This window comes from Peribacillus sp. P4_C12 (assembly GCF_056402095.1).
Window position 1 is genome coordinate 1 of record NZ_JBFUIB010001030.1, and the last position, 802, is coordinate 802.

Consider the following 802-nt stretch of genomic DNA (forward strand, 5'->3'; position numbering starts at 1 on the left):
GGGTCTGCAATTATGCCTGCAAAGTACATTGCGTCGTAGTTCCCTGTGGCGTAAAGCTGCTCAGCCAAAGGTTGATTTTTTTTGATCTTCTTGGCGATCGGTTTCATAGCGCCTGTAGCCACGCCAAAAAGCGGCTCGTGCGCGCCATTGGATTCGTAAATTTTCTTGGTTCGTTCCTTGCCGAGAACTTCAAGCTCCTGCATAACCATTTGTAAATTCATCGTTTTAGCACTTCCTTCTTTTGGAGGTTTTTCMCCCTAGATTTAAGACCCTCAAATCCATCTCTATTAGCCTATAACAAATCTTTACATTTGTCAGCAAAACCACAGTCTCAACATGTGCAGAGTGTAAGTGGAAACACATGGGATGTTGGTGAGTTCAAACTCGATTATAAAGATTTATTCTTATTGTTTCTATCAAGGATTTTTGGATGAAGCAAACCTAAAAGAGATCTTTTGTTCACATAATACGGATAAGAGGAAATCAAAAAGCCCATGAATTTCATAGAATTCGAGGGCTTTTCCATGTAACTTGACCGTTGGGGACAAACTACAAAACAGTTAAACGAGCTTTTTACCGATTTAGAAGCGCATGGAAATTATTTATAAATACTAATATGCTTCTGAAGTTATGAAAATAGGATAAAAATTCAGATATTATTAACTGAAAATTCTTAATTTACACAAAAAATAAGTGTATAATATTATAAAACAGTTATCTAAGTTTGTGGGTTACTATTTCTTAATAAGGAGGCGATACTCTTAAACATGTATGGAAATTTATTTTTTAGAAAGGAAATATT

General features: G+C 35.5%; 1 protein-coding gene. It reads right to left on the bottom strand.

Translation table 11 applies throughout. The annotated features are described in order from the left end of the window. A partial coding sequence (locus tag AC1DUW_RS31010) for a DNA alkylation repair protein (protein ID WP_477644480.1) occupies window positions 1–221 on the bottom strand: 221 nt, incomplete at its 3' end. Between the last annotated feature and the right edge of the window lie 581 nt (window positions 222–802).